Annotated in this window: 16 protein-coding genes; all 16 read left to right on the forward strand. The window is 46.7% G+C overall.

What is annotated here, in order from left to right; translation table 11 throughout:
• Positions 1-119: 119 nt before the first annotated feature.
• The 16 genes from BLQ13_RS27255 to BLQ13_RS27330 all read left to right on the forward strand — a co-directional run bounded on the left by BLQ13_RS27255 (position 120) and on the right by BLQ13_RS27330 (position 21,524).
• Positions 120-2,888 carry a CHASE3 domain-containing protein gene (locus tag BLQ13_RS27255; protein ID WP_244159486.1) on the forward strand — a complete coding sequence of 923 codons (2,769 nt, stop codon included), beginning with the start codon at positions 120-122 and terminating at the stop codon, positions 2,886-2,888.
• 276 nt (positions 2,889-3,164) lie between these two features.
• A complete protein-coding gene (locus BLQ13_RS27260; RefSeq protein ID WP_090924820.1) occupies positions 3,165-4,781 on the forward strand; it encodes a PucR family transcriptional regulator in 1,617 nt (538 codons plus the stop codon).
• Between the two features lie 324 nt (positions 4,782-5,105).
• Positions 5,106-5,615, forward strand: a complete 510-nt coding sequence (gene uraD, locus BLQ13_RS27265) for a 2-oxo-4-hydroxy-4-carboxy-5-ureidoimidazoline decarboxylase (RefSeq protein ID WP_090924821.1) — start codon at positions 5,106-5,108, stop codon at positions 5,613-5,615.
• A 42-nt stretch (positions 5,616-5,657) separates the two neighbouring features.
• The gene (gene uraH, locus BLQ13_RS27270) at positions 5,658-6,035 is read left to right on the forward strand and encodes a hydroxyisourate hydrolase (RefSeq protein ID WP_090924822.1); all 378 of its coding nucleotides are present in this window, start codon (positions 5,658-5,660) and stop codon (positions 6,033-6,035) included.
• Positions 6,036-6,067: 32 nt separating this feature from the next.
• On the forward strand, positions 6,068-7,393 hold the full coding sequence (locus BLQ13_RS27275) for a 5'-deoxyadenosine deaminase (RefSeq protein WP_090924823.1): 1,326 nt from the start codon (positions 6,068-6,070) through the stop codon (positions 7,391-7,393).
• A 41-nt stretch (positions 7,394-7,434) separates the two neighbouring features.
• The gene (locus BLQ13_RS27280; RefSeq protein ID WP_090924824.1) at positions 7,435-8,565 is read left to right on the forward strand and encodes an XdhC family protein; all 1,131 of its coding nucleotides are present in this window, start codon (positions 7,435-7,437) and stop codon (positions 8,563-8,565) included.
• Entirely contained in the window at positions 8,507-9,157 is a 651-nt protein-coding gene (locus tag BLQ13_RS27285; protein WP_090924825.1) for a nucleotidyltransferase family protein, read from the forward strand. Before BLQ13_RS27280 ends, BLQ13_RS27285 begins: the two co-directional genes overlap by 59 nt.
• A gap of 77 nt (positions 9,158-9,234) precedes the next feature.
• Positions 9,235-10,185: an FAD binding domain-containing protein gene (locus BLQ13_RS27290; protein WP_090924826.1), complete on the forward strand. Its 951-nt coding sequence runs from the start codon at positions 9,235-9,237 to the stop codon at positions 10,183-10,185.
• A 65-nt stretch (positions 10,186-10,250) separates the two neighbouring features.
• Positions 10,251-12,566 (forward strand): xanthine dehydrogenase subunit D, encoded by a 2,316-nt coding sequence (pucD, locus tag BLQ13_RS27295; protein ID WP_090924827.1) that lies wholly within the window; start codon positions 10,251-10,253, stop codon positions 12,564-12,566.
• Complete coding sequence (locus BLQ13_RS27300) at positions 12,563-13,135, forward strand: (2Fe-2S)-binding protein (protein ID WP_090924828.1); 573 nt, start codon at positions 12,563-12,565, stop codon at positions 13,133-13,135. Before pucD ends, BLQ13_RS27300 begins: the two co-directional genes overlap by 4 nt.
• A 130-nt stretch (positions 13,136-13,265) precedes the next feature.
• Entirely contained in the window at positions 13,266-13,661 is a 396-nt protein-coding gene (locus BLQ13_RS27305) for a hypothetical protein (protein WP_139168951.1), read from the forward strand.
• 280 nt (positions 13,662-13,941) lie between these two features.
• A complete protein-coding gene (locus BLQ13_RS27310; RefSeq protein ID WP_244159487.1) occupies positions 13,942-16,284 on the forward strand; it encodes a glycosyl hydrolase in 2,343 nt (780 codons plus the stop codon).
• 756 nt (positions 16,285-17,040) lie between these two features.
• Positions 17,041-18,126: a class II fructose-bisphosphatase gene (gene glpX / locus BLQ13_RS27315; protein WP_090924830.1), complete on the forward strand. Its 1,086-nt coding sequence runs from the start codon at positions 17,041-17,043 to the stop codon at positions 18,124-18,126.
• Between the two features lie 253 nt (positions 18,127-18,379).
• Positions 18,380-19,447 (forward strand): LacI family DNA-binding transcriptional regulator, encoded by a 1,068-nt coding sequence (locus BLQ13_RS27320; RefSeq protein ID WP_090924831.1) that lies wholly within the window; start codon positions 18,380-18,382, stop codon positions 19,445-19,447.
• A gap of 89 nt (positions 19,448-19,536) precedes the next feature.
• Positions 19,537-20,709, forward strand: a complete 1,173-nt coding sequence (locus tag BLQ13_RS27325) for a Gfo/Idh/MocA family protein (RefSeq protein ID WP_090924832.1) — start codon at positions 19,537-19,539, stop codon at positions 20,707-20,709.
• 86 nt (positions 20,710-20,795) lie between these two features.
• The gene (locus BLQ13_RS27330; protein ID WP_090924833.1) at positions 20,796-21,524 is read left to right on the forward strand and encodes a ThuA domain-containing protein; all 729 of its coding nucleotides are present in this window, start codon (positions 20,796-20,798) and stop codon (positions 21,522-21,524) included.
• Positions 21,525-21,614 lie beyond the last annotated feature (90 nt).

A 21,614-nucleotide genomic window follows, 5' to 3' on the forward strand; every position in this document is an offset into this window, starting at 1 on the left:
TCGTTTTTCTTATGTAATCACATATTTTTCTTGTCAGCTGATATCTATACATATAAAATACTAATGCAACAGATTTCATGCAACGATTCAGCATTCGTCTATATTTGGAGGGTTTCACGTTGTCTAAAACGAGAAGATTTACGATACGCTCCAAAATTGTATTGGGCTATCTTGTGGTTGTGCTCTTATTTGGTGTAGTGCTACTGATCCTTTCGGCCCAAATCGATGTGTTGCAGAAGGAAAATGATTTTATTAGTCATCATGATCTGGACGTACATAATCTGACCAACGCGATTGAGAAAAACGTACTCGATATGGAAACGGGACAGCGCGGGTTCATGCTTACCGGAAAGGAAAGTTATCTGCAACCTTATGATCAAGGTCTTTCCGAGTGGAATACGAATTACGATCAGTTATACGCCTTGATTAGCGATAATCCGGCACAACAGCAAAACTTGCAAAATATTAAATCCCATATCAACCGTTGGATTGAAATTGCTGGTGAACGATCCGTACTGCTCAAGAAGGAAGGCGATCAGGATAAGGTTCTCGCTTTTTTTCAGTCCGATCCGGGGAAAACGGAAATCGATCTGCTTCGCTCCCAGCTGGCTACCTTCCGCAACACCGAAATTTTGCTTACAGAAGCTAGGGTGACGGATTTGGCGAACCGGAGTTCAACTTTGCTGACAATCATGTACACCTTGTGGGGTCTGATTGCAGCACTATCCATCGCCGCGGCTTTCATTGTATCAGGCAACATTGTTAGAACGCTTCAAGAGGTAAAGCACACGATTAGCGATATTTCCAGAGGCGGTAACCTCAAACAGCGGATACGTGTAAGAACACGGGATGAAGTCGCTGATCTCGCACATGAAGCGAATCAACTACTGGATGAAGTGCAGGAGCAAAACCGGGTGAAGGATCAACTTACAGGTGTTGCTACTCTTTTCCAAAACCCTACCACATTAGAAGGTTTATCACGTTTGTTCCTGAGTGAACTTGCAACGATGTTGGAGATTCCGTACAGCGTGTTGTATCACTGGAAGGACAATCGGTTGTTTCGGGTGGCAGCCTATGCAGGAGATGGGGAGAAGGAACACTCGCTCGGGAAAATATCACTTGTCCCTGGTGAAGGGTTAGTCGGTCAAAGTGCGATTGAGCAACGGGTGTTACGAATGAATGATTTACCGCAGAATTACATTCGCATCTCGTCCGGTCTGGGCCATGCCTCAGCGAGTTCGCTTACCGTTGTACCCATCCTGTTTGAAGGAAAGACCGTTGCTGTCGTAGAACTCGCTTCCATGAAGCCATTAACCGAGAAGGCCATGGAGTTGATCAAGGAATTAACGGTCATTTTCGGTGTTTCGCTTCATTCTACAGTTACGCGAATGGAACTACAGCACCTTTACGATGAATCACAAGTACTGAACGAAGAGTTACAGGCACAATCCGAGAAGCTGCAGCTTCAAACCGAGGAGATGCAATCTCAGACAGAAGAATTGCAGATGCAAACGGAAGAGTTATATATGTTAAATGAACGCTTGGAGAGTCAGAAGGGCACGGCTGAGAATGCGGTCCAAGAACTTGCAGCAACTGCGCATCAGCTGCGAATCAGTTCGGGATACAAATCCGAATTTCTGGCTAATATGTCGCATGAGCTGCGCACACCTCTGAACAGCATGTTGATTCTGTCCGAGATATTGGCGGAAAACAAACATCATCATTTGAGCGGTGAGGAGCAGAACTATGCAGCCGTTATTCACAGATCGGGCAAAGACTTACTTAACTTGATTAACGATATTCTCGATCTGTCGAAGGTTGAGGCTGGACAGATGGAAGTGGAATTTGATGATGTTTACCTCGACACGTTGCCTGAAGTGATGAATCAGTATTTCTTGAAAACGGCTGAACAGAAAAAAATAGATTTTCGTATTCAGCTACAAGGTCCTCTTCCGGCTACGATTGAAACCGATGAAATGCGGATGCATCAGATTCTTAGAAATCTGCTCTCGAATGCGTTTAAGTTCACCAGCACAGGGGAAGTGGCACTAACCATTTCTCAGGTGCGTCTGACTGACCCTGAACACGCCGGTCAAGAAACCGAAGTCATTGCTTTTTCCGTTAGTGATACGGGGATCGGTATTGCGGAGGATAAACTTCTCCAGATCTTTGAGGCATTCAAACAGGCTGATGGAGCAACGGCGCGTAAATATGGCGGTACGGGGCTAGGGCTGTCCATTTCTCAATCACTGGCTTCATTACTTGGCGGTTCAATTTCGGCAACGAGCCGATTGGGCCAAGGCAGTGTGTTTACGCTGTTTCTTCCGCTGTATAGAAAAGGTCACGAGGTTCCGCAGGAGGAGCAAAGTTCAAGATTGTTTGTTTATGAGACAGTTGGTGCTACAGCAGAAGAACGTATCAACACTTCATCACCTCATGTGGAGCCGGAACTGAAGAATATGGAGATTTTGCTAACGCCTTTGGAAGAATCGTTATTCAGGGATCGACAGATTCTTGTCGTGGATGATGACATTCGTAACGTATATGCGCTTGCAAATGCATTGGAGCAATATGGTATGCAAGTGACCTCTGCTCAGAATGGAACGGAATGTCTGGAGCTGTTAGAGCAGGGAGGTCTCAGACCGGATGTTATTCTTATGGATATCATGATGCCAGAACTGGATGGATATGAAACCACCCGTCGGATTCGAGAGAAACTCGGTCTGACCCAGATTCCCATCATTGCACTCACAGCAAAAGCGATGAAAGAAGACCGGGAGAAATGTATCGCTGCCGGAGCCACGGACTATCTCAGTAAACCATTGAATATCAAAGATGTATTATCCCGTATGAAATTATGGATGAGTCACGAAAAAATGGAGATTTGAACGAATCCGCATTGCTGGATTTAAAATGCTAAGCATAAAATATTTATTTAAAATGTTTCAAACCTATGCCCATGACAGCATGATGATGCTGCCTTGAGGACATAGGTTTATTTTTTTCTCATGTAAGTTTCTTTATGGAAATTGATGTTATAATACTTAACAAACAATCAAAGGTTCTCTATTTTTTATTTCGAAATCGGTGGGGTTACGAAGCCTAAAGGTCATTGTGAACGATTTGTTTACACAAATGTGTTAAATATATGGGAGGTCATGTCCATGCAGCTTACCGTTAAAGAAGCTTTGCAGGTATACCCGCTGTCTGAAGCCAAATTGATTGCGGGCCGGGAAGGGACTTCACGGATGATGAAGTCAGTCAACGTCATGGACGCTCCTGATATTGCAGATTGGATCAAATCTGGAGAAATGTTGTTTACGACCGCTTTTATGATCAAAGATAGTGAAACAGATACGCTTCGTTTAATGCAACGGCTGAATGAACGTGGATGCGCGGGAATCGGCATCAAGCTTGGACGATTCTGGGATTCGATTCCCCAAGGCATAGTAGAGGAAGCGAATCGACTTCGGCTACCGCTTTTGGAGCTTCCGTTCCAATTCACTTTCTCTGACCAGATGAACGCCTTGTTTAAAGCGGAACATGAACGTAGCCATCGGCTCCTGCACGAAGTTGTGCAAAAACAAAAGAAACTAATGCAGTTCGCTTTACAGCAACAACATCATCGCAATGTGTTCGCCGAAATGTCCACGATCCTCAATTATTCGATTGCCGTCATCGGCTCACGCGGACATGTGCTCTATGCGAACGATGACGTGATGTCGGACAATGCAGTCACGCAAGGCTGGCCCTGGAAATCAGTGATGCACCGGGTAAAATGGAATCAGGGAAGCTGTCACCGTGTCCCGATTCAACAAAAAGACGAGGAACTGGGTTTCCTGCTGGTGTACACGGATTCTGCCTTGTCTCTACGAGCGGAGGAGGAACTGTTCCAGCAAGCTGCGGATGTGCTCGCCTTTTACATGGATATGACCTACCGCGAACATATCAACCCAACGGTTCAGGATGAAATGCGGACCTTGCTGACGCAATATATGGATCAGAAATTAACGATGCAGGAGCTCATGACTTTGAGCGAAAATAAGGGAGTACACCTATTTCAAGAGACGTATCAGTGTGTGTTAACCACGCTCGAACCCAATGCTTTTGCTGAGGGGAAGCTGCTCAAGCAGATTCATCGTGAGTTGCAGTACAATCCGCTCATGCAATTTACAGCTTCCCAACATTTTCAGATGAATGAAGGCATACTATCTATCTACAGTTGTCCGACCGGGCGTGATTATGGCGAGGAGTTGTCCGCCTTTCTCTTAAATCGATTTGGCGATGTGCTTATGGCTCAAGAAGCCAAAGGTGCGCCAGGTCCTCGTTTCTGGATAAGCAAAATGAAACATGAGCCGACTTCACTACGTGAAGCATACCAAGAGTGTCTGGATACACGTCAGTTAGCCCAAAGGCTCGGCATGAAGGATCGGGCACTGCAATTTGAGATGTTGGAATTTGCGTATGTCTTTCAGCATGTGCCGGAACAAATGATGGAGAATTATTGCAATAAAGTGCTCGAACCTTTGCTTGCCAGAGACGGTGATCCCAATCAGGTACTGATGAGCACGCTAGAGTCTTTTATTGAAAATGACGGATTAATTAATGAAGCCGCCAAACAGTTGTATGTGCATCGGAATACGGTAACTTATCGTATGGAGAAGATCGGCAGTCTGTTGCAAATGGATTTCAAAAAGACGAATGATCTGCTCAAATTAAAGCTGGTCTTTACCTTCCGTAAATTCGTGCGAGATAAAGCGCCTGCAAGACTTCGGACGTAATAACTAATGCTCGTATAGTTGGATACTCATATACTCATATACTCATATGTTCACGTATTAATGTGTTTATAATGCTCGTGATATGAGTGACGCTTAAAGTGTTGATCAAAAGCTATATTAAAATGATTAAACCGCACTCCCTTCATTGGTGAGTGCGGTTTTTTGACATACATAGCAAGTGTAAAAGGCGGATTCCGTGCGCAGATAACAATTCATTCGTTTGATGTTATGTTATTTTACAAAATCACGTAAATAATGTTGCTACATTCTGAAGCAGTGAATAGAATGAGGAACAATAATTAAATAGAGACCGGGGGTTATCACATGGATGATCTTATACATCTCGTTAACGGCTGGTCTGTTCAACAGTTTATGAAAGAATTTGGCTCTTTATTTGAAGAATCTGCTTGGATTGCAGAGCGTGCTGCCGGACTTCGGCCTTTTGGTTCATGGGAAGAGATGATGCAGGTTATGACGAATCAAGTTCTTGATTCGGAGTATAAAGAGAAGCTGGAACTGCTCCGTAAGCATCCGGATTTAGGTGCTCGCATCAGCATGAGTACCAGCTCGATTCAGGAGCAGGCTGGTGCTGGCCTGGATTCATTAACACCGGAACAGTACAGCGAGCTTAAGCAGTTGAACGAGAGGTACACAAATCAATTCGGGTTTCCGTTTATTTTAGCGGTGAAAGGCCATACAAAAGAATCTATTCTTGATTCCATGAAGCAACGGCTACAGAAGAGCGAGCAGGAAGAATTCGTAACGGCGTTAAACGAAGTGTTTAAAATTGCTACAATCCGTTTGCAACAATGGATGACCGAGCGTGCAAAGTGATCTGAAGAAAAAGGATAAACATAGATCGAAGGTGAATGCCTGATGCAGCCGAATGCTGGCCGGATTACTACACATGTACTGGATACATCTAAGGGTGCTCCTGCTGTAGGAGTGAGAATTGAACTCTATTTTATAAAATGGTCAGGAAACGAGTGGAATGCCCTGAAGGTGGCAGAATCGTTGACCAATTCGGATGGACGTTTGAACGAACCTTTGCTTCACGAAGGAAAGCTGGAAGTAGGCGAATACGAACTACGTTTTGATGTGAAACCCTATTTTGCACAAGACGCTCAAACGGATATGACATATGTGTTGTGGACCGAAGTCCCTATTCGTTTTGAAGTAAGAGATACCGGGAGCCATTATCATATCCCTTTGTTGATAGCACCGGGGGGATACAGCACGTACCGGGGAAGCTGAAGATAAGACAGGACGGGATAGGGGAGATGGGGATGGGAACGATTCTACTCAAAGGCGCGCAATTGGTCACGATGAATACAGAAGAGGAAGTATTTACGGGAGATCTTCTCATCGAAGATAACAAAATCAAAGACATGGCGGTGCATATCGATGAGAACCTGGCAGATCAAGTCATTGATGCACGAGGGAAAGTGTTACTGCCGGGGTTTATCCAGACCCACATTCATCTATGCCAGACGTTGTTTCGCGGACGTGCGGACGATATGGAGCTGATGGATTGGCTTCGCAAGCGAATCTGGCCGTTAGAAGCGGCACATGATGAAGAATCGGTGTATTACTCGGCAATGCTCGGACTGGGCGAATTGATCTCTAGCGGCACAACGACCATTCTGGATATGGAGACGGTGAATCATACGGAATCGGCTTTTCAAGCGATGGCCCAGAGTGGAATCCGGGTCATCTCAGGTAAGGTGATGATGGATCATGGTGATGAGGTTCCTGAGCCTTTGCGTGAGAATACGGCGGATTCGCTGCAGCAGAGTGTTGATTTGTTAGAAAAATGGAACGGATTCGGTGGAGGCCGTATTCAATATGCGTTTTGTCCAAGGTTTGTTGTATCCTGCACAGAACAATTGCTTACGGAAGTACGTGACCTCTCGAATAAATATCACGTCAAAGTGCACACCCATGCTTCCGAGAATCGTGGAGAGATTGAACTGGTTGAACACGAGAGAGGTATGCGGAACATCGTCTATCTTGATCACATTGGCCTGGCTACTCCCAGATTGGTTCTTGCGCATTGTGTGTGGCTGAGTGAAGAAGAGAAGGAGATTATTCGTAAACGTGGTGTCAAAGTAACCCATTGTCCCGGATCTAATATGAAACTTTCCTCCGGAATTGCAGACATCCCCGACCTTTTGAACAGACAAATTGCAGTGGGGATCGGTGCAGACGGTGCGCCATGTAATAACAATCTGGATATGTTCCAGGAGATGCGTATGACAGCACTGATCCAGAAGGTGCCGCACGGGCCGACGGTGATGGATGCCAGAACCGTGTTACACATGGCAACGATGGGCGGAGCGGAAGTGTTGGGGCTATCCAGAGAGATAGGCAGTCTTGAAGTCGGCAAAAAGGCAGATATGATCCTGCTGGACCTTGATGATTTTCATACGTACCCGTCCTATGAGACAGACATTTACTCCCGTATCGTTTATTCGGCTACCCGTAGCTGTGTGGAAACGGTCATCATTGATGGCAGTATCGTGCTGAACAATCGTAAAATACAAACTATTGACCGCAGCATCGTATTACGAGAGTCAGATAAATGCATTGCAAGGCTAATGAAACGGTTATAACAGAAACGTTGAAAGGCAAATAGTAAAGAGGGGGCGGCCCTATGGAGATGCATGATCTGTGTGTCATTGCCCTTCGTGAAACCCGGAGTGTACTTGCTACTGCGATTAAAGTTGAGGGGCATGCCTACCGCAAACAAGGGGTTTCTATGTTAATAACGGAGGACGGCAGGATGTACGGCAGTATCAGTCCGGGGTGTCTGGAGAGTGACCTGCAAGCCAGGGTGAGCCGCGTGCTGGAGACGCAACAACTTGAGCTGGCTTCCTACGATATGAGGCCTGAAGACGACTTGTCCTGGGGCGAAACAATTGGTTGCGGAGGCCTTGTAGTTGTTCTGCTTGAACCGATCTGTGGCCAGTTACGTGACATGATAATGCAGATGCAGCAATGTTTGGATGCAGCTTTAGCGGTTTCTCTTCTCCGGTCTTTTGATGAGGATTACACTAATGTTACGTATCGTTGCTCGAAGATCGAGTCAGTCAAGTCAGCCGAGCCAGGACAAGAGCGATATTTAACTGCAAATGAACGACCTGATTGTTCCGAAAATGATTTGTCGTTGTCCTGTGCTCCTGATCTGGAGGTTAGGAATAATTCTTGGAATCTTCCTCAACATTTTACTTCGCTATATACGCCCAAACCACGTTTGATTATCATTGGCGCCGGAAATGATGTTGTACCGGTCGCCGCACTGTCTCAATCCGCTGGATTCCGTGTCGTTATCACAGATTGGAGAGCAGCCTTGTGTACGCCAGAACGATTTCCAGATGCGGAACTCGTGCACGGTTTTCCTCAGGAAGTTTTCCCGCAGCTGAACATCAATGAACATGACTATCTCATCCTAATGAGTCATCAATTCCCCCGTGAACGAGAATGGATAGCGTTATTAGACAACACCAACTATGCATATCTCGGCATTATGGGTTCACGTACCCGAACAGCTCGTTTGTTCGACGGGATGCCACCATTACATCACGTGCATAGTCCAGTTGGATTGTCCATTGGTGCAGATGGGCCAGAGGAGATCGCGATCAGTATTGTTGCAGAGTTGATTACGGTAAGACGTAAGGGAACGGCTGTTAAATCTGCGTTAGTAACCGAAAAAAGGAGCGGTGCTTATGCAAACGACAGGTATCGTTCTGGCGGCTGGCAAGAGCAGCAGACTTGGGCGAGATAAACTATCGGTCATGATGCCGGATGGAAGAGCACTGGCAGCATGGACACTGGAGGCCGCTCTGAATTCCCGGTTGGATCACATCATCTGTGTGGTCAAACCAGAGGATAGTCTTGAATGGTTACCTTCCAAATGGCACAAGGCATTCTCTTACACATATAATCCCGACAAAAGATTGCGTATGGTACTATGTAACGATTTTGCTGGTGGTATGGCAAACTCCATTCGTTGCGGTATATTGACGGCGATGGAATACAAGCCGAAGGGGGTCCTGATGCTGATGGCAGACCAGCCCCTTATAACGACAGAGAATATTAATCATGTCACCGCAGTACTGGATTCTAATCCGCTGTCTGATTATGTTGCGGGTACGGACAATGAGGGGAGTAAACCCCCGGTTGCTTTTCGCTCACATATGTTCGGTCCGCTTCTGTCCCTACACGGAGATGAAGGGGCACGAAAAATGCTCCGAAACCCTAAATACCAAGGTGTACAGGTGTCTTTAGGGCGAGAGAGTTTCTGGGACGCTGATACGGAGTTGCAAGTGCAACAAATTCTGAAATATGCAGAAGAACGGTTGTGGAGGGAAGCCTGAAATCAACGCGACTCTGTACGAACACAGCAAGACGATTGGGAAGGTAGAGGAAACGGAGAAATAAAGGAGGGAGAGCCATGGTACTGCCGGGATACGGCTCAGGTGCACAGCCCTCGGTGTGGCAGCCAGATACGTTACAAGAACTACAAAATATTAGGGAACAGATTGAAGGAACACGGTGTTACGTTGCTGGAGGCACGTTATTGCGAACACAATGGGAGGCTTCATCAAAGGTTTTACCAGAACATTTGGTTAGTTTGGCTTGCATTCCCGAGATCAGTGGAATCTCGATGCAAGGGGATGAGATTGTAATTGGAGCCATGACCCGATTGAGGGAATGTGCAACAGACCCTTTGCTAAGCCGGTTTCCTATTTTGCATCAGGCTATCTTGGCTATAGCGGCCCCTTCTGTTCGAAATCTGGCGACAATTGGCGGAAATATTGCTTCCGGGATAGGGGATTCATTACCGGCGCTACTTGTGTATGATGCTGAGCTTCACTTGCTGACCTGTCGTGGTTTGGAGACGCAGCGCGTGGCGTTATGGCTTGAAAATGGACGTGATAACAAGCTGAACGCAGATGATGTATTAATCTCCATTCATATTCCGTTCAGGAACGCTACAGTAAATCTATCGACCTCTGATCCAGAGCAATACGTATACGAGACCGAGCAATCCATACCTGAACGAAATCATCAATTCTCCTTCTATCGTAAATTAGGCCGAAGAGAGGCATTTACTGCCTCGCTTGTCACGGTAGCTTTTCACGGGGAGGTTAGCCCGCAGGACGGACGATGGACACAGGTTGCGATAGCTGCTGGTGGCGGCTCGGGTATAGCCGTGAGGTTAACCGAAACGGAGCACTGGCTTCGATCAGGAAAAGCAGATGCTTCTCAAGCCGCCGGGCTTGCGACCCAGGCTGTTGCTGAATTTGTATCCTATACGGATGCTTTCGCCACTGAACTCTACAGGAGACAGTCGGCCGGAAATATGCTTGGGGCCGGACTTTGGCAGGCTTTTCATCCATAGGCAACTAAGCCATCTACAATTCAGAACTGGACTTAAAAAAGGAGCTACGAAAGGGGAGGAACACCATGTTGCTTAACCGGAAACAGAGTGGAAATCGCTGGCATCTGCGGCCGGATGGCCCTCCTAAGGTCACGGGACAATTGCAGTATCTTACGGATATGTCCTTGCCTAACATGGTCTATGGGAAAGTACTGCGAAGTGCTTTTCCTTATGCACGGTTGCTGTCGGTTGATACAACGGAAGCGGAAGCCATGGACGGTGTATATGCTGTGTTAACAGCCAAGGATGTGCCTGGACTCAACCGTTTTGGTATTGCGACTCCGGATCAGCCCGTCTTCTGTGAAGATGTTGTGCGTTATGTAGGTGATGCGATTGCCGCGGTTGCGGCCGACTCACCTGAACGAGCCTTGCTCGCCATAGAAGCTATTCGTGTAAAGTATGAGGAGATTGAGCCACTGGATAGCACGGCTGCCGCACTGGCTCCTGGGGCGCCTGAACTGCATTCACATGGTCCAGGCAATGTGCTGCATCGTACAGAGATCAAACGTGGAGATGCCCAGCAAGCTTTTGACTCTTGTGCACATATCGTAACTGAGACTTATTATACGCCACGACAAATGCATGCATATATGGAGACAGAGGGAGGGCTGTTTGCACCTGACGAGATGGGCCGTCTTCATGTCTATGCGGCAACACAGCATGGGTATAAGGATCGTATGCAACTCGCACGTATTATTGGCTGCCCGGAAGAAGACATTCGGGTGGTATCTTCACCTATTGGCGGTTCGTTTGGCGGGAAGGATGAATTGAACGTGCAACCTTATGGTGCACTGCTCGCGTTAAAATGTGGCCGACCTGTTAAAATGCATAACTCGCGTAAAGAATCCGTTCGGGCTGGTTTGAAGCGTCATCCGATGAAGATCGAGATGCAAACGGGGATAAGCCGTGAGGGGATTTTGCAGGCACATCGGGTTCGTATTACGGCAGATACCGGTGCATATGCAACGCTTGGAGCACCCGTATTAAACTTCTGTACCGAGCATTGTATGGGGCCGTATATGATTCCGCATGTGGATGTAGAAGGGGTATCTGTGTATACAAACAATGGATTATCGGGGGAGTTTCGCGGATTCGGAGGCAATCAGGCGATCTTTGCAATGGAAGGTCAGATGGATCGTTTGGCACAGCTCATAGATATGGACCCCTGGGAGTTTCGGCGGCGTAATCTGAGGCAGAAGCATGATCCCGGTCCCTTGAACCAGCGTATTCTGCCCACGGATGGATTATATAAAGTATGGGAGGCGCTGGACCGCTCGGAGCTATGGCAGAAGCATCTTCATCCTCCGGTGGAAGCGTCACTTCCTCCATGGATCAAACGAGGAGTAGGGGCGGCTATCGCGATGCATGGCGCCGGGCTTGGTTATGGCATTCCAGATCCGGCTGGTGGACGCTTGTCGCTGAATGCGGAGGGCAAGATTGAAGTGGCCTTCAGCTACGAGGAATTCGGGCAAGGTCTTGTGGCCACGCTGGAGATCATGCTCTGTGATCTGTTCCACTGTCACCCATCGGACCTGAGTATTGTTATTGGGGATACAGACCGTGTGCCCCATAGTGGATCGAGTACAGCTTCTCGTTCCACCACGATGGCCTGGATGGCTTTGCAACGCTTGCAGCACCCGTTCCGTGCAAAGCTACTTAAAGTTGCATCACAGTTTTCTGGGATTTCGGCAGAGCAACTCATGACAGGACGTGAGGGAATATGGGTAGAATCACAGGATTCCTCTTCAACATCTGCCCCCCGCTTAGTCGTCGCTTATACGGATCTTGTAAAGCAGGGTGAAGCACAGGAATGGATTTTTGACACCACTTTTCATTACCCCACGACGCCTGACAATGTGATGGGCGGTCATTACCTTTACACGTATGCAGCAGTTGCTGCAGAGGTGGAGGTCAATACGCTGACGGGCGAAACCAAACTTCTGGATACAAGGCATATTGTAGCCGCAGGACCGGTGATCAATCCGATGGGTTATATAGGTCAGATTGAAGGTGGCAGTGTAATGGCACTTGGATTTACGTTAACCGAGGATGCCGTCATGGAGCAGAGCCGCTACGTTACGGCGAATCTGGACACGTATTTAATTCCGACGATCAAGGATATTCACTCGAATTTGGAAGTAGAGGCAATTGAAGAGTTACCTGAAGGAGATGCATTCGGACCCAGAGGCATTGGCGAGATTGGTTCCATTGCACTCGCACCTGCGATTACTGCGGCTATTCATCAGGCAACAGGCGTATGGGTAACTCAGCTCCCCGTGCCGCGCGAGCAACTCAGCCAGAGCTTAAATGTTCTTTTGCCAGAAGGAGTGAAACCATCATGAAGAATCAGCCTCTTGAACAGACATGGAGTGCTAGAGTGAATGGGCAATTAAAAGAACTGTCCGTTTCTCCTGAAACACGGCTTGTCGATATCCTTCGGAATCAATTAAATCTGACGGGAACGAAGATTTCCTGTGAGGTCGGACGATGCGGTGCATGTATGATTCTCATGAATGGAGAGCCGGTTAATTCTTGTCTCGTGATGGCGTATCAAAGTGAGGAGAGCGTCATTACAACCATTGAAGGACTTCATGGTGAGAAAGAGGGAGAGCTACATCCCATTCAACATGCCTTCTTGGAAGAAGGCGGGTTTCAGTGTGGATACTGCACTCCAGGGATGATTATTTCAACCAAGGCTTTACTGGACGCATGTCCAAATCCTTCTCTGGAGCAGATTGAAACCGGATTATGCGGTAATCTCTGTCGCTGTACAGGCTATGGCGGGATTATACGCGCGGTAAACAAGGCAAGTGAGCGTTGCGCAGTTAAAGGAACGGTTGGAACAGTGGTAAAAGAAAATGTAAACAGATCAGCGGTTAACTTTGTACAAACAGATGGTGCTGAAACCTGATGATCCGAAGCAGTAGCACGATTTAAGTTTGTACAAAATTATGGTAATATTAAGAATAATAGAGAATTTCCTGCGAGTGGAGATCAAGTGCTGCCCGTGGAAAGTTCTTATTTTTTTGTGTGGGAGGATTATGATGAAGAAAAAGCATTTGTTTCTGGGAACCGTGTTAAGTCTGCTTGTGATCATGTTGCTTGCAAATTACATTGAGAATAATGAGGCCGTCGTAAATACGAGCCAGGTGGTCGAAAGTTATGGGGGAGATAACGGAATGTACAAAGCAACCGTAACGTTTGATATGTTTCCAGCGAAAAAAGCAAGCAACGTAAAAGTTATGGTTGTATACCCTAACGATACGATCGAATATCATGATGTGTCGTCACCTGATGGTCACTACCTTTTGGACATAACGAAAAACGTGGAAGAGTTCGCCTTGGACAAAAGTAAAGGCACATCACCCGAATTCCTGATTACTTGGATATCAGGGGATAAAAAAAGAGTAAAGTATGTTTATTCAGGTGTCAGATGAATGAAAGATGAATGAAGAGCTTAGTCACATAAGCATGACTAGATTGTGAAAAAAATATAGTGTTTATAAACAGAAATCTAAGCGTTTTCGGAATTTAAAATTGTGAGGTTTCCTTGGGGTATAATGATTATTTTTTCTTGATATACATAGTGATGACTGATCTATATAACCATATATTTACAATTTTATCCACTCATGATATGTTTAAATGTGAAAGCGCCATCATGATTGGGGTTATGCACATTTCGCTCTCACATTTCAGATGGAAAGGGAGATGGCAATGAAGGTCCGAATGAAGATGGGAACGAAGAATGGATGGAGGGAGAGGGTTCAAAAAGCTTTGGCAATCATGCTTGTCAGTACCTTGTTGTTGGGTATGCTGGCATTGCCTGCACCTGCGCAAGCGGATGCCCCGCTACTTAAGATTGAAGGTGAAGATGCACAATTAACCTCGGATTTGCAAGTGGTAACTCAGATTTACGGACAGCCGAAGCCAGGTTACTCGGGAAGCGGATTTGTCTGGATGCAGGGATCGGGAACGATCACATTAGATGTAACTGTTCCCGAGACGGGGATGTACAGTATTTCCACCCGTTATATGCAGGAGCTTAGTATGGACGGCAGACTTCAATACTTGGCAGTGAACGGGGTAACGAAAGGCTCTTACATGCTTCCCTATACGACAACATGGTCGGATTATGATTTTGGTTTTCACAAATTAAACAAGGGAAGCAACACAATTCAACTGAAGGCTGGTTGGGGTTATGCATATTTTGATACGTTCACGGTGGACTATGCCGATCTTGATCCATTGAATGTGCAGCCTGTGCTCACGGATTCTCAGGCTACACCAGAAACGCAGCTTTTAATGAATTATCTAACGGAGGTATACGGACACAAGATCATATCGGGACAACAGGAGATCTATGGAGGAGGGAATGACGGGAATTCTGAGCTGGAGTTTGAGTGGATACATGATCTGACGGGTAAATATCCGGCTATCCGGGGATTTGATTTTATGAACTACAACCCGCTGTATGGCTGGGAAGATGGTACAACTGATCGATTGATCGATTGGGTGAATAACCGCGGAGGCATTGCAACCGCATCTTGGCATATCAATGTGCCGCGTAACTTTACTACGTATCAGCTTGGCGATTTTGTCGATTGGAAAGAGGCGACCTACAAACCAACCGAAACGAATTTTGATACCGCAAAAGCTGTCATTCCTGGTACGAAGGAGTATCAGTATGTGATGATGACGATTGAAGACCTGGCGGAGCAACTGCAGATATTACAGGATAATGATGTGCCGGTTATTTTCCGTCCTTACCATGAAGCAGAAGGAAACGGCGGATTGAACGGAGAGGGAGCTTGGTTCTGGTGGGCTTCTGCTGGAGCAGATGTGTATAAAAAACTGTGGGATATGATCTACACCGAGCTGACCGAAACGTATGACCTGCATAACCTGATCTGGACTTACAACAGCTATGTTTACAGTACTTCACCAGCTTGGTATCCGGGGGATGATCAGGTAGATCTTGTGGGCTTTGACAAATACAATACGATCTACAATCGTTACGATGGATTATCTGGTGTGCCTAACGAGGATGCCATCACGTCCACATTTTATCAGCTGGTGAACTTGACCAATGGCAAAAAAATGGTGGCAATGACAGAGAACGATACTGTTCCAAGCGTGAAAAATCTGACAGAGGAAAAAGCGGGCTGGCTTTATTTCCTTCCGTGGTACGGCGAGCATCTGATGAGCGAAGCGTTCAACTATGCTGCCACATTAAAAACGCTCTATCAAAGCGATTATGTCATTACTCTGGATGAGTTGCCGGATCTAAAGGCGAACCAGCCCAATCCGAGTGCGGTCATCTCACCCGGAAGTGCGACCTTTGATAAGGAAACAAGTCATGCGCAGGATATTACGATTTCACTCACCTTGAACGGACATCAGCTTACGGGCATTTCTAGGGGAGGGGTGAATCTGGCTTCCGGCCAGCATTATACGGCGTCTGAATCAACAGTGGTACTGAAGCAAGCCTATCTTACAACACTACCTCTCGGGCAAACGAGTCTGACTTTTCATTTCGATCAGGGTAAAGATGCCGTTCTTAAATTGAATGTAGTCGACAGTTCCGTTGTTGTTGTACCACCCGACAGCAAGCTAACGATTCAGGCGTATAACGGCAATACGAGTGCTTCGACGAACGGTATCGCTCCCAAGTTCCAGCTGATTAATTCCGGGAATACGGCTATTCCTCTCAGCGATGTAAAGGTGCGGTACTATTATACGATTGATGGTGAGCAAGCACAGACCTTCTGGTCCGATTGGGCAAGTGTAGGCAGTGCCAACGTTACCAGTACCTTCGTCAAGCTGGACACACCAGTAACTGGTGCTGACTATTATGTTGAACTGGGGTTCACTAGTAACGCCGGAGTGCTGAATCCGGGTGAAAGTGCAGAGATACAGGCTCGGTTTTCTAAAAATAACTGGTCTAATTACAATCAATCCGATGATTATTCCTTCATGGCAACGGGGAATCAATATGCTAATCACAGCAAAGTAACCGGGTACGTAAGTGATCAGTTGGTATGGGGTGTGGAACCTTAATCGAAAACAAGCAAGACCGGGTCAGTTTCTTGTTGAACTGATCCGGTCTTGTTTTATTATGTGTAGGGAAGGAAGCGTATGGATGAAAATCCGAGACTTAAGGGAGTTATGATTTATTTTAGAAAGTTATACTTTTGGTAGTATATGTAATTTACATAAGTATAATGACGAATTTTTTACCATAATAATTATTATGTAAACTTATATTTTTCGATATCCTTTATAGATGACATCTATGGTATTAGGGAATGCTAAAGTTCTGATTAATACTAAATTTCACTCTTTTATGAACTGGATTCAGACACAGAAGAGACACTCCATTGCAGTGAACAAATTCCATTTTAGTTGAAACTTTTACACACCAGATTGTTTCCCGAAAATCGTTTTCGATTCTACTGAAAATGAGCAGGTCAATCATCTGACCTATTGGCTCAAATGGCAGTCAGAGCTAGGGTTACAACACTCCATAAGTGTAGAATAGCAACACTAATCTCCTAAGGATACAGGAGAGAAGAAAACGATAATTAAAATTGGGAAAAATATTAATGTTTTAATACAAAAAAAGGAAGCTATACGCGCTATAAGCCTACCCCTAAATCAAGTTAAATTAACTTGTCTAATAAATAGAAAAATAAGGGAAATGCCAGAGAAAAGCTGATGCTACGCTATTTATAGATTGATTTGATATGGATTTGCGATAGATTTTCAGATGACCTTCACGTTATGCTGTGGGAAATCAGAAAGGAAGTGGCAACCATGGAACGCGAACTGGCGTTGGAAATTGTCCGAGTAACAGAATTGGCGGCTTTAGCTTCAGCTCCTTGGATGGGAAGAGGCGACAAGAATAGTGCAGACGAAGCGGCTACTTTAGCCATGCGTGCCATGTTCGATTCCGTGTCCATTCGAGGCACGGTCGTGATTGGGGAAGGGGAGATGGATGAAGCCCCAATGTTGTACATCGGTGAACAAGTCGGCAATGCGGAGGGACCGGAGGTTGATGTCGCTGTTGATCCTCTGGAAGGTACAGACATTGTTGCTAAAGGGCTGAACAATGCATTATCGGTCATTGCGGTGGCGGGAAAAGGAAATCTGCTTCACGCTCCGGACATGTATATGGAGAAACTGGCGGTTGGTCCTGCGCTGGTAGGCAAAGTCTGCATTGAAGATCCGATTGAGGTGACCTTGGAAAAAGCGGCTGTTGCTCTAAATAAAAATATCTCCGATCTCACGGTCATGATCCTTGATCGAGTAAGGCATGAGAGCACGATTAAAACGCTTCGCAAAGTTGGCGTGCGGATCAAATTCCTTAGTGACGGCGACGTTGCGGGAGCGATGGCTCCAGCTTTCCCGGAAGCGGGTATTGATCTGTATGTTGGATCAGGTGGTGCCCCTGAAGGCGTGCTGGCTGCAGCAGCCTTGTCCTGCCTCGGAGGCGAGATTCAAGGCCGTTTGATGCCAGCCAATGCAGATGAATTCCAGCGTTGCTTGCAGATGGGAATTGATAACCCATACAAAGTGTTGACGATGGAAGACATGATCGGTACAGAGGACGTTATTTTTGCCGCAACGGGAGTAACGCCTGGTGAAATTCTTGGCGGCGTGCGTTATCTTGCAGATGACCGGGCGGAGACAGATTCGATTGTCATGCGTGCCAAAACGAAAACCATTCGTTTTATTCGTTCCCTGCATTTCCTGCCGAACAAAGAGGTATTGCATAAGGTTCGTAAGCTTCAGGCTTCCTCCGAGCCATCAGATCGCATGATCCGGAAATTGACTAAAGAGATGGAACAGGCTGAATTCAGTCAGTCTGCCAAAGAAGCAAGCGTAATTACAAATGGTTAAAATGTTTACTTCATCTATATATTAAAATCATAGTACGTATATATTAAGTTCATAGAACAAATCTGTGCGCTACATTATTGACAAGTAAGAATGAGGAAAAAAGGTGAATCCTGAATTCCTCATTCTTTTTGTTGTTTTTGCATTGACAACGGTTACATGGCATGAGAAAATGTACGCGCGTACATAAATGGTTTTTCTCGATGATTTTGATTTAAATTTAATGTGCACATTTCATCTGAAGGAGGTGACGGACATGGCTTCTCGTAGAGAAGTCGCTGAGCTAGCGGGGGTATCCGAAGCGACGGTGTCCAGAGTTTTAAACGGCGTTGGACCCATCAGGGAAGAGACTCGCCGCAGGGTACTTGAAGCATCCGAGCGGCTAGGCTATGTACCGAGTGCACTTGCTCGTAGCTTCGCCAGAAGTAAGAGCGGCAATTTGGGCGTTGTGTTGCCATATGTTCCGAAGGCGCATCTGTTTTCAGCCTATTTTTTCTCGGAAATGTTAAGTGGTATCGGAAGCAAAGCGAGAGATAACGGCCTTGATCTGCTGGTCATGTTTCAAACCGCAGGTGAGGTTATGAATTATACCGATTTGTTCCGTAGACAGAAAATTGATGCCTGTATCATTCTTGGTGCGAGACATGATCAGGATGAGCTGGCGGCCATGCAGCAACTGGATCGGGAAGGGCATCCGTTCTGCGTTATGAATCAGCATTTTGCGAATGAGTCATTCATGGAAGTGGATGCTGATCATGTAGAGGGAAGCAGGCTTGCTATACGTCATCTTACCGATCAGGGACATCGTAGAATCGCCTTTTTGAATGGACCCGACAGCTATTCGAACAGTCAGGATCGATTGGAGGGCGTGCGATTGGGGCTGCATGAGGCGGGCATGGAGCTGGATTCTAGTCTGTTATTTGAAGGCAACTACAGCAGGCGGAGTGGCATTGAGGCGTCAGCCTCTATAGCTGATCGTCTGCATGAGATTGATGCCGTGTTCGCAGCGAATGATCGGATGGCTATAGGTGTAATGCATGGCTTGCGGGAACGAGGAGTACGTACTCAGGATTTCCCGGCATTTGTTGGTTATGATGACTCGGATGCGGCCGAGATGGCTGTTCCCGCGCTGAGCAGCGTCAGGGTTCCCTTTTTCGAGATGGGGGAGCTTGCTGTGTCCAAGCTGATGCAAGGTACGAGTGGCATAGCTGATGCAAGAGATTCGAAAGGGTATCATTCTACAGTATCTTTTGACTCGTTACGAACCCTTTTACCCACAGATTTGATTATTCGTGCTTCTTCCAACCGTCATGTTGAAGAGTAGAGCCAAGCAGATCCGTTAGTTACCTTCTATGAAATGGTACTTTCATTCTATACCCATGTTTTTTCATTCTATTAAGGGAGGAAATGATTATGTCAAAACGTCTTCGTGTAGGAATGGTTGGATACAAATTTATGGGGAAGGCCCATAGTAATGCCTATCGCAGTCTGCCCATGTTTTTCCCATCTGCGCCGCTACAGCCTGAAATGTCGGTCATATGCGGTCGCAATGAGCAGGGAGTTCAGGCGGCGGCAAAACAGTTTGGTTGGGCTGAGAGCGTCACGGATTGGCGTGAACTGGTCAAACGGGATGACATCGACCTCATTGACATCAATGCTCCAAGTGATGCTCATAAGGAAATTGCTCTGGAGGCAGCACGTCAAGGCAAGCACTTGTTCTGCGAAAAGCCACTCGCGCTTTCGCTAGCTGACTCCCGCGAGATGCTTCAGGCTGCAGAAGATGCAGGTATAACCCATATGGTCGGGTTTAACTATCGTTTCTCCCCAGCCGTGCAGCTTGCGAAGGATCTGATCGAAAGTGGACGTTTGGGCAAAATCTATCATTTCCGTGCGTTTTTCCTTCAGGACTGGATTCTGGACCCGAACTTCCCACTCGTATGGCGTCTGCAAAAAGAAGTCGCAGGTTCCGGTTCACATGGTGATCTCGGTGCACATTTGATTGACCTCGCTCGTTTCCTCGTTGGTGAATTCCAGGAGGTTATTGGCATGAGTGAAACGTTCATCAAAGAACGTCCGCTCGCTTCCGAGATGACGGGTCTTAGTGCCAAAGGCAGTTCAAGTGCAGATGCACCTAAAGGTGAAGTAACAGTGGATGACGCCACGTTGTTCCTGGCGAGATTCGCAGGTGGGGCGCTTGGCAGTTTCGAAGCGACTCGATTCGCTGCCGGACATCGTAGCACGAACTCTTTTGAGATTAACGGTAGCTTGGGCAGTGTGCGTTTTGATTTTGAACGTATGAACGAACTGGAAGTCTACTTCACGAAGGATGATGAAGATGTGCAGGGCTTCCGCCGCGTGCTGGCTACCGATCCTGCACATAAATATGCCGAGGCTTGGTGGCCTGCGGGACATACGATTGGTTTTGAGCATACGTTCACACATGAAATGTTGGAACTTGTAACCGCTATTTCGGAAGGTCGCCAGCCGTCGCCAAACTTCCATGATGGAGTTGCCTGCCAAGCAGTACTCGAAGCCGTAGAACGTTCGGTAACGGAGCGTCGCTGGGTAACTCTTGAAGAGATGTAACGATGTGATAACGAGCTGTAGTCCGATTCCGATTTTTAGATCCAAGGAAGCATCAAAAAAAATGTATCGAAAGCGAGGATCTAGCAATGAAAAAAGCACTGATTGTATGGGGCGGCTGGGATGGACATGAGCCGGAGCAAGTAGCCGCGATTTTTGAGCGTATTTTGAAGGAAGAGCAGTTCGAAGTCGAAGTCTCTGACACTTTGGAGTCGTATGCGGACGCAGAGAAATTGCTCGGTCTGGATCTGATTGTGCCTCTATGGACGATGGGGCAGATTGAACAGGAGCTGGTGAATAACGTTTCGGCGGCTGTACAGAGCGGTGTGGGTCTTGCGGGTCTGCATGGAGGGATGTGTGACGCGTTCCGTAACAACGTAGACTGGCAGTTTATGACAGGCGGACAGTGGGTAGCTCATCCAGGTAACGACGGGGTCGAATATATGGTGAATATGAAGCGAGGCTCCAGCCCGCTTTTCGAACATATTGAAGATTTTCAGGTGAAAAGTGAGCAGTATTACTTGCACGTTGACCCGGCTGTGGAAGTGCTCGCAACCACCCGTTTCCCGATTGTATCCGGGCCTCACGCTGCCAATGGGCCTGTCGATATGCCAGTAGCATGGACGAAGCGCTGGGGTGCAGGACGGGTATTTTACAATTCACTAGGACACCATGCAGACATCGTAGATATGAAACCCGTAACCGAGATGATGCGCAGTGGTTTCCTCTGGACAGCCGCAGGTAAGGAGCTGGCGAAGAGTAGCAAAACTGATGCAACAACAGAGGTATACACAGGTATGGCAGACAACCAAACCTAATCTTCTATAGTTAATTATTCTAGTCAATCTGTAAGTTCGCAATTTCGTACTCACATGACATCCATAAGAGAGCTTTAAACACATATCAAA

The organism is Paenibacillus polysaccharolyticus, assembly GCF_900102085.1.
GTDB classification, from domain to species: domain Bacteria; phylum Bacillota; class Bacilli; order Paenibacillales; family Paenibacillaceae; genus Paenibacillus; species Paenibacillus polysaccharolyticus.